The sequence below is a fragment of the Ferrovibrio sp. genome (assembly GCF_036381655.1).
Lineage (GTDB): Bacteria > Pseudomonadota > Alphaproteobacteria > Ferrovibrionales > Ferrovibrionaceae > Ferrovibrio.
In genome coordinates this window covers 1-1,220 of record NZ_DASVCJ010000043.1, presented here as the reverse complement: position 1 = coordinate 1,220, position 1,220 = coordinate 1, and the positions used below count along the sequence as shown (strand labels likewise).

Sequence of the window (1,220 nt, the reverse complement as noted above, 5' to 3'; positions counted from 1 at the left end):
TCGGTGAAGGCGGCGTAGTGTTTCACGGCGTCAGCGGTGTCGCCCTTGCTGTCGTAGAGCTCGCCCAGGCGCTTCTGCACCGCGGCATCCGCCATCCAGTCTATCTGGATGCGCCAGGGCAATCCGACAGCGAGATAGCGGTTGAACGCGGCGATCGCGGAATCGGCCTCACCCGCACGGTCAAACGCGCGAGCGAGGCCGTACTCAACGCATGCCTGGCATTCGCCCGGGGCACCATCGGGCCCGACGCCCGCAGCCCGGAACTGGCGCGCTGCCTCAGTCGCATTGCCGGAAGCGAGCGCGATTTCTCCCCGGACCGACGCCAGGTGATCCTGCATGTCCGGCGCCTTGCTCCGGCCCGCCGCTTCGGCGTCCATCCGGCTCATCACCGCCTGGGCGCGGTCGGGCCGCCCCGCCATCGCGTAGAGGCCGGCCACATCGAGGTACGGGCGGTCCCGCGGATCGCTCGACGTCCACTCGCGCGAGGCCATCAGGTTGTCGAGCTGCCTGACGCCGGCCGTGCCGTTGGCGCGGAAGACGATATCCAGGTTGGCGAGCGCCAAACCGTGAAACGCCGGGGCGCCTCGACTGGAAAGCAAGGCGGCACGGGAGTTGTCGAGGGCAGCGGCGCTCGTCAGCTTGCCCCGGCGGGCGGCGTCCTGCGCCGAGAATCCCAGTCCCTGGGCCTGGGCGACCGGGTTGGCCAGGCGACTGGTCGTCACCGTCAGCGCATCGGCAGAGTCACGCAGGCCTCTTGCGAACGCCAGTCGGTTCTCGGCAACGTATCGCATCGGCGTGCTGGCCGCCGCCGGATCGGTTTGCAGCGTGCGCGCGATCAGGGCCTGGGCCGAGTCCGGCTGGCCCGCCAAGGCCAGCACGCTGGCCAGCGCTAACTGGCTGTTGGCGTCATGCTCGACTGCCGCTTCCCGCCGTGCGTACCGCAGCGCGCTGTCCGTCTGCTGCCGGGAGATGTAGATGCGCCACATCTCGCGATTGACGGCCTTGTTGTTGGAGTCGGCACGGTATGCGGCCTGATAGGCGGCGAGCGCTTTGCCGCGATCGGCGGCGGAACTCGATTGCTCGTAGTAGAACCCGAGCGCAAGATATTTCTCGCGGTCCGGCAGCTTGTCGGCATAGCGCGCGGCCTTTTCCAGTGCGGAGTCCACCGAGGCCTGGCCTGCCTGCGAGTTCGTGAGGGCCACGCCGAGCTTGCGCCAGGC

At 68.9% G+C, this 1,220-nt stretch carries 1 protein-coding gene; it reads right to left on the bottom strand.

Annotated features, from left to right (window positions below):
* The coding region (locus VF194_RS09120; RefSeq protein WP_330890212.1) for a hypothetical protein at positions 1-1,220 on the bottom strand (1,220 nt) is incomplete at both ends.